Raw genomic sequence first — 8,233 nt, 5'->3', positions numbered from 1 at the left:
GACGCCAACGGCAACAAAGTGACCGGCGGCGCCTATCCGTTGATCATCACCTACACCGGTAATGAAGATGCGTTGATCAACCAAATGATCAAAGACCACACGGTCGATGCATCCGGCAACTGCCCCAAGCCACGTTGGAGCGAGGCTTACCGCTACGTGGAAATTAAAGAGTTCACCAAAGGTATTACTATCATCGGCGCCAATGGCTCATCTGCTAACTTCGGTGTGGTGGTGAACAAGTCGAGCAACGTTGTCGTGCGCAATATGAAAATCGGTGCGCTTGCCGGTGCCAGCAATGATGCCGACATGATTCGTATCGATAGCGGCACCAATGTGCATGTGGATCACAATGAGTTGTTTGCGGTGAACAATGAATGCAAAGGCTCACCGGATGGCGACCTGACCTTTGAAAGTGCGATCGACATCAAGAAGGATTCGCACAACATCACTGTGTCTTACAACGTCATCCGCGACAGCAAAAAAGTCGGCCTTGATGGCTCCAGCAGCAGCGATATCGCCGGTGGCCGCGAGATTACTTTCCACCACAATATCTATCGCAACGTCAGCGCGCGTTTGCCATTGCAACGCGGTGGCTGGACGCATATGTACAACAACTTGTATGACGGCATTACCGATTCCGGAATCAATGTGCGCCAGGCGGGTTATGCGCTGATCGAAAGCAACTGGTTCCAGAACGCGAAAAACCCGGTGACTTGCCGCTACGACAGCAGCAACTGCGGCTTCTGGGATTTGCGCAACAACAACATCAAGTCCCCAGCAGATTTTGCGACTTACAACATCACCTGGAGCAGCGGCGGCACCATCGACGCGACCAACTGGACTACCACTGCACCTTTCCCGATTAGCATTCCCTACAGCTACTCGCCCGTTACACCCCAGTGTGTGAAAGACAAACTTGCTAACTATGCGGGCGTCGGTAAAAACAATGCGCAATTGACGGCATCGGCCTGCGGCAATACCAGCTCATCGGTAGCACCTTCGTCCGTTCCAGCATCAAGTTCAGCGCGCTCTTCGGTTCCCAAATCGAGTTCAGTACCGTCAGTGGCTTCATCGAGCAGATCCTCAAGCTCGGTTGCTGCTACCGGTTCAATTTCGTTAGGCGCGACCGCAACCGGCAACAGCATTGTGCTGAGCTGGACTTCAAATAACCTGACCCTGGGGACACAAGAAGTTTATCGCGATATCGATGCGGAGCCGGCTGGCCGTGTGCGTATTGCGTCATTGTCATCCTCTGCGCGCATGTACACAGATGCAACCGCTGCATCTGGCCAGCAGTATTACTACTGGATCAAAAACACCACTTCCGGTGTTGTCACCAACTCCAATGCCGCCTCTGCAAAAATTGGCGGTACCAGCAGCGCTGCATCCAGCTCAGTGGCGTCCAGCCGTTCCAGCTCCTCTACTGGCGCGCCAGCTCTGGGTGGTACCGGCGACTATCCAAGTGGCTTCTCCAAGTGCGCTGATTCGGGTGAGACTTGCACAGTGTCATCGGGTGATGGCTGGGTTGCCTTTGGTCGCAAAGGTAAGTGGGTAACCAAACGCGTATCTGTACCAGGCTCGATTGCCTGTACCGTTGCTGCTTTCGGTTCTGATCCAGGCGGTGCGCCTAACAAGTGCTCTTACAAGCGCTAATTTATTCATCATGCCTGCGAGCGCATGAACTATAGAGCAGCGCAGCTAAATAGCTGCGCTGCTTACTCGCGAAAAAAAAGAAAAGCCCAGGTTATTAATTGGGTTGTCGGTAACCCTTCAAATAATCATTGACGTGATAGGCAAATTGAAGCAGTGCCGGTTTTACGATATATACACTGACAAAATCCAATTGCGCATTAGCGATGGCCTCTTTGTAATTACAGTGTTTGCCTTTACCCGCCATAAAATCGTAATAGTCTACCGCAGGGGAATTAAAGGCAGCCTCGATTTGAAACCCAAAATGCAAGGTGCCGAGCGAAACTCCGTGCATAAAATTTTCAATATAACCAGATTGCAAATTATAAACCCTGCCATTCACATTGATATCGAGCATCACCGACAGTGGTTTGTCATCGAGCCACAGCACCGACAAATCCACGCCATGCCCTGCTGCCGCAAGATTGTTTAAAGCATTGATAATCAATGTGGTATTTCGCGGAAGAAAACAGGGCTCATTCCATCGCTCCCAGTGAAACTGATTTATTAAGCCAATAAATTTTTCGGTATCCGGCCAGATATTGGTAACGTGCAGATCACCCAACTCCATTAGTTTGGTGCGTCGGTTGAATAACTTAAGCCGAGTACTACTGCCAAGATTTTTCAAATAATGTGTAAAAGTATCATTACGCACATCCACCCCATATGAAGTGGTTTTATCCCTAATCAGCAGCGCAAAATGTTGCTGCGCACAAAAATCCTTAATTATTTCAAACTCGGCTGAATCGAACATTAAATCGGGAATATAAAATTGATGCCAATAATGGCTCAGTGACTCCGCCAACAGCGATTTTAATTGTTGCGGATCTTCAAAACAAAAATATTCTCCGCGAATGCTAGGGGCAACACCCGTTGCAACACCGACTGGAATAAGAGTCCTCAAAGGCAGGAAGCGGAATTTATAATCGGTAAAACTGCATAGGCCTGACGCTAATGGCTGGGTATTGATGTCGCCCAGACATTTCAAGCGCGGGTGTGTTCCCCACGCCGTGAGCCAGGCACTCAACCAAGCGGAGGTGCGGAATAATCCAGGGCGGTGATGTTGTGGGAAATAATCGTTCATTTTCTGATGCCTACAATGCTCTTATTTGCAAAATAAAATTCAATGCTACGCATAAGCCACTCCGGTCATAATGATTCGCGCGGAGCGATTTACCGAGGTGTATTTAATATTGACCTTGCCATCAATAATTTCACTTAAACTGTTAGTAGAAATAACGCCCTCGGAATGTTTGATTAATACGTTATATTCAACTCCTTTACTGATATTGCAGGTATTCAGCAGCGTGCCCGGAATAACGCAGGCGGTGCTGATACATATAGCACCGGTTACGGGAAAAGCTTTGTGTGTTTTATAGCGATTGATCACGCGCGCGGTCAGTTCTTTGTGGTCATCCACCATGCGAGTAAAGTCGGCGTAAATAGCTATCTTGATTTGTTTGGCGAGAATTGGGCGATCCAAATGTTGCGATATTAATCCCGCTACTGATTCGCGCATTTGCTCAATAAGGTCTTTAAAGGGTTCATTTAAATCCAACAGTTCCGGCTGCTCGTCACCCGTTAAATTAAATTGGTCGGCGGGAAAAAAAGCATAGAGCGTACCGCAATCTACAATAGAGCAGCGGTAATCTTTATTGTTGATCGTGAGTGTATCCACCGTTTTACCGCTCGGCAGAATTTCTCCGGTAATTGAACCACCGGGCTCGATAAAGGTTAATTGTATTTCACTGCCCGCGCCCCGAACGCCATCAATTTCCCTGCAATCTTTTATCAGCGGTGTCAAATCGGGGCACATTGGAATCAGCGCTTCCAATTTTTTTCCCGTATTCATATTGCGAATACGAATTTTTGTGTGCGGATATTGGGCGCCAATCAAACCAGTCGCCAGTGCAAATATACCTACGCCTGAGGCGAGATTACCGCACATGGTGGAGTAATTAATTACACCTTCATCGATACCCACTTCGCCCGATAAATATTCAACGTCCACATCGGGAAAATCACTCTGTTTTATCAGCGCTACTTTGCTGGTAAGTGGGTCGCCGCCACCCAATCCATTGATCTGGCGTAGATCGGGGCTGCCCATCAACGCAAGGATAATAGCGTCGCGCTGAGTTTTATCACTGGGCAATTCCTGAGTGTTAATGAATAAACCTTTCGTTGTTCCGCCACGAACAACTGCACATGAAACAGGATGATAGTAAGTCATGCCAATTCTCCTTGTGGCGTTTTCTTGAGTACGATGATGTGAATATCCGCCATGGCTCTATAAATTTTTTTTAACTTCAATGTACTTAAGAACCAGTGAATGAATCGATTGCAGCGCGCTGCCAATTTTCCATCGGAAATGATTTTTTTATTGAACCGCAAAGTGCCAAATCCAATTTGGGTTTCATCAATAATGTGCAAGGGGGTTTTGGCAATCTGGGCGATGACTTCCGCACGCGGAATGGCGCGGCCAATAGTCTTGGGCGATGTCGGGCGGCGGCCAAACATAGAGCCGGCAAGGGTTTTTGCCAGCAATACCGGGTCCATGAATACATCGTTGTAAAAATTGCGATAGGTAACTATGGCTTGGCCATTGGGTTTTAAAATGCGGTTGATTTCGTGCAATGCCTTTTCAATCGACTCGGCATAGCTGATAACACCCAGACAAACCACCATATCAACTGATTCATTCGGTAGGGGAATTTGCTCGCACTCGCCCTGGATCAATGACACTTGTTGCGCCTGTGCCCCAAGGTTAGCGCGCGCCAGCTGCAGCATATCGGTGGAATAATCCATCCCGATCAGGCGATATTGTTGTGCATCCAACTTAACCAATACAGGTCCTGCGCCACAGCCGAGATCAAGCACACAGGCACCCACAGGTGTTTGCGCCTGAATATAGCCCACCGAAAAATCGCGGCGCGCACGAAAGCTGAGCGCTTCCACATTAGGTTGTGAGCCTGTGTAAATCGCCGACCATTTATGCGCATCTTTGCTATCTGAAAAACGGTTCTGTGCCTGCTCTTTCCATTGCATATAACCACCCGTTAGCCATTGCTACTCCGCAGTTGTGTAATGTTTTATTTCATCAATTTTTTAAATTTCGCTGTAATGAGTGTGGCGATAAAATGGGTGTAATAACGCAGCGACAATAAAAAATCATCGCGCGCAAAAACCGCATCAGCCTTAATGGATAGCGCTTCTTTAAGCCAGATTCGCAGCGAGCTTTGACCCATACCAGCCAGTTCGCGCGCGGCCCAAAAATCCATCGCCAGCCAGGCCCAGCGTTCGCCATCTTGCCAGTCGGTCACAGGTGGTAGCGGCTGGCCAATCGCGTAAAAATACGCCATCGCTGGCAAATCAACTCCGGCGGCTATGGCGCAGCCCGTGGTGTTGACCGGCCGGCCATTAATTTCAATTAACTTATAAGTTTCAGTAGCAGGATCGAGTTTCCATTCAACGCCGGCAACGCCGTAAAAGTTAATCGCCGACAACAGACGCCTGAATTGATCCAATACGATGGGGTTGTGACAGGACTCGGTCATTGTGCAGTAGCCAAAATCGATCGGGCACTGGCGAATTTTTTTGCGGATAAACCAGGAAACAAGTTGATGGTCGGCAGAAAAAAATCCTAAAAAAGTCACCAACCGATGATCGCGCCCACCAATAATTTCCTGAATCATAAATTCGGTGCCCGGTAAAAATATAGCGCGCGCAACGTTTAATAGTTCCTGTGCGGAATCCACCCTGATACCTTTTTTTCCACGCGCGCCCGATTTTGCCGACTGTAATTTCCATTCAAAGGACACATTGGGTTTTATCACGTAAGGATAATTGCCAATGGAGTGCGCCAGGGTTTCTACTTCGGCTAAATCCTGAGGGAAATAGGTTTCCGGAATCGGAATTCCCAATGATTGTGCGGTTTCATATTGAAAACGTTTGTTATTGATTTTGCCGATGGCATAAGTATCTGGTGCGGGAATCAGAAAATTTTTTGCTAACTGCCGATAATACTTACCTACATACCAAGCGCACTCATCAACACTGGGAATTAATACTTTGGTGCCGGGATAACGCTCCGCCAGAGCATTAAAAAAACCATGCATAAGCTCCACAGGTTCATGGATGTAAGGACAAAACTCCACACCCGCAACATAGCGCGAGCCGATAATGCCATCGCGCTTATTCGTTGTAACAAGAATTATTTTTATGCCTCTTCGTCCTAACGAGCGCACTACTGCAAGGGTTGAGAGATTTATCTGCAACCCGCCACCCTGTGAATCACCTATGTGGTTAAACACAATAGCCAGAGGCATGCTCATGACAATTCCTTTTTCATCTAAATGTTTACTATCTTTTGCCAGGATTTTTCTGGCCTAGGTTATTATGTAACCAAATGAACTAAGCAGAAAAAATTAAATTTCTTTTTTATTTATAAGCTCGAAATTATTTTTTAACGTGGCAAGTTTTTGAACAAGTTGAGATCCCAGTAGCTTAGTATGTCGCAAACATTCTGTCGCGTTGAACAACAAATCTAAAGGAAATATTCACCTGTATGTGGGTAACTTTTGTTGGTATAGAAAAAATGTCATTCTTGGCTGCATATCGCACATACCTAATTGGAATTTGCAGCTGATACGGTTATGCATTTTATTTCGTTTTGACAGCTCAAAGCTCTGCAGGATTCAGGAGCGGGCGACGGAGGAAATTGCGGTTACGCTCTAAAACGAAAAAGCCCGGCGAAAGTGCCGGGCTTTTTATGTACCAAAGGAAAATTACTTCTTGATACCTTCTACTTCCAATTCCAATTGCACGGTTTGCGATGCTGGGCCTAAATCCATTTTCACGTTAAAATCTTTCAGGGTGATAGTGGTTTCACCCGAGAAGCCAGCGCGGTAGCCGCCCCATGGGTCTTTACCTTCACCGACTTTTTCTACTTCGATGGTGATGCTTTTGGTCACGCCGTTGAGAGTCAGATCACCAACAATGTCAAATTCATCTTTATCATCCAACACAATTTTTTTGCTGACGAAAGTGGCTTTCGGGAATTTTTCTACGTTCAAAAAATCCGCGCTGCGCAAATGCTTGTCGCGTTCAGCGTGATTGGAGTTAACGCTGCCGGTATCGATAGAGACATTCACGGTGCTCGCTTCCGGCTTGGCTGGATCGTAAGTGAATTCGCCCGAGAATGTATCAAAACGGCCGGTCAGTACGCTGTAGCCCAAGTGTTTGATTGCAAAATTGATCGAGGCATGTGCGCCTTTGGTGTCGATCACATAGGTGTCGGCGAGCGCCGGTAAACTCATTACACCAATGCTGCTAACAGCTAACGCCAGAAACGATTTTTTTAAAGCGGTTTGTTTAAACATAAATAAACTCCTTTGGGAATAATCAGTGTGACTAAAAATTAAAACCGTTGTTGAAACATTTATTACTGTAAATCAGATTTTTTTACCGGTTTCAGCATGCGCACTAAAGTGCGGTCGCGAATAACAAAGTGATGCAACAATGCACCGGCAACATGAAGCACAACCAATAGGACAATACCCCACGCCAAATATTCGTGTATCGCACCAGCTAGATCGACGTTTTGTGAACTTAATTCAGTGAATACAGGAAATTTAATGAGACCAAACATACTCGCGGGCTGGCCTTCAGCGGTGGTAATTAAATAACCGCTGACTAATACAATAAATATAAATGCGTAGAGGCCGAGCTTGACGAGTTTTGCGGCGAGATTTTGCGCACGCTTGGCAGAAAGCTCTTCCGGTGTTGGATTAATAATGCGCCAGACCACGCGCACCAACATCAACAGCAACACTACCAAGCCCAAACTGATATGTAATTCCGGGCCTTTGTGATACCAGTCATCGTAATAGCTTAAATCCACCATGTAGATACCGAGGCCAAATAAAAAAAGTATCAACACAGCGCTGACCCAATGGATCGCAATAGAAAGCAAACCGTAACCGTTGCGGGAATCCTTTAACATGCCTTGCCTCTGGTTCTTATTGATAGAAATGCATCAAACAATGTGGCGAAAATAATGTGAACAGAAGATAACAGTAATGCGTATAAATTACAGTATCGCTAGAGTCTAGCGCGCTGCTGCTGGAATTATAGATGCGTTCAAGTAAAGAAAGGTTTAACTGGATAAGTTATTGTTTTTCAGTAGCTTATAAAATCATTTTGCGCTGGCGCGCGAGGAGGGACCGAAAACCAATCGAATTTTTCGTTGCTTATGATCAGTATTTCAGTCATTTATCGCCCGCTTTTTACGCAGGATTTGGTGCATTTTTCAACACTGGCCGCTTGCGCCCCTGCTCATCGATAGCGACATAGACATATTCACCTTGGGTGACCTGACTAATTTGATGGGTGAGAAAATCCTTGATCCAGACTTCCACTTTCACACGAATGGACGTGTTGCCGATACGTAACGTGCTCGTGTAACAACTGATAATCCCGCCCACGGGCTCCCGCCGCATAAACACCATACTGCTGACCGCCACTGTAGTCACTCTACCTTGCGAGA

8 protein-coding genes are annotated in these 8,233 nt (G+C 46.7%); 1 reads left to right on the top strand and 7 read right to left on the bottom strand.

What is annotated here, in order from left to right:
* Positions 1–1,653, top strand: a 1,653-nt coding sequence (locus ACWA6V_RS13130; RefSeq protein ID WP_449522913.1) for a pectate lyase family protein, incomplete at its 5' end; no start/stop codon positions are given.
* Positions 1,654–1,747: 94 nt separating this feature from the next.
* Here ACWA6V_RS13130 and ACWA6V_RS13125 read toward each other — a convergent pair.
* From ACWA6V_RS13125 to ACWA6V_RS13095, 7 genes are all read right to left on the bottom strand, one after another.
* Positions 1,748–2,773 (bottom strand): GNAT family N-acetyltransferase, encoded by a 1,026-nt coding sequence (locus tag ACWA6V_RS13125; protein WP_449522912.1) that lies wholly within the window; start codon positions 2,771–2,773, stop codon positions 1,748–1,750.
* A gap of 45 nt (positions 2,774–2,818) precedes the next feature.
* Entirely contained in the window at positions 2,819–3,919 is a 1,101-nt protein-coding gene (locus ACWA6V_RS13120; RefSeq protein WP_449522911.1) for a PrpF domain-containing protein, read from the bottom strand.
* On the bottom strand, positions 3,916–4,734 hold the full coding sequence (locus ACWA6V_RS13115) for a class I SAM-dependent methyltransferase (RefSeq protein WP_449522910.1): 819 nt from the start codon (positions 4,732–4,734) through the stop codon (positions 3,916–3,918). Before ACWA6V_RS13115 ends, ACWA6V_RS13120 begins: the two co-directional genes overlap by 4 nt.
* 44 nt (positions 4,735–4,778) lie before the next feature.
* Positions 4,779–6,020 (bottom strand): carboxylate--amine ligase, encoded by a 1,242-nt coding sequence (locus ACWA6V_RS13110; RefSeq protein WP_449522909.1) that lies wholly within the window; start codon positions 6,018–6,020, stop codon positions 4,779–4,781.
* A 453-nt stretch (positions 6,021–6,473) separates the two neighbouring features.
* Positions 6,474–7,067, bottom strand: coding sequence for a YceI family protein (locus tag ACWA6V_RS13105; protein ID WP_310074706.1), 594 nt, complete (start codon positions 7,065–7,067; stop codon positions 6,474–6,476).
* Between the two features lie 62 nt (positions 7,068–7,129).
* On the bottom strand, positions 7,130–7,690 hold the full coding sequence (locus tag ACWA6V_RS13100) for a cytochrome b (RefSeq protein WP_449522908.1): 561 nt from the start codon (positions 7,688–7,690) through the stop codon (positions 7,130–7,132).
* 283 nt (positions 7,691–7,973) lie between these two features.
* The coding region (locus tag ACWA6V_RS13095) for an acyl-CoA thioesterase (protein ID WP_449522907.1) at positions 7,974–8,233 on the bottom strand (260 nt) is incomplete at its 5' end.

The organism is Cellvibrio sp. (assembly GCF_053579595.1).
Note: the sequence above shows the minus strand (reverse complement) of the source record. Positions and strands in the feature narration are given on the sequence as shown.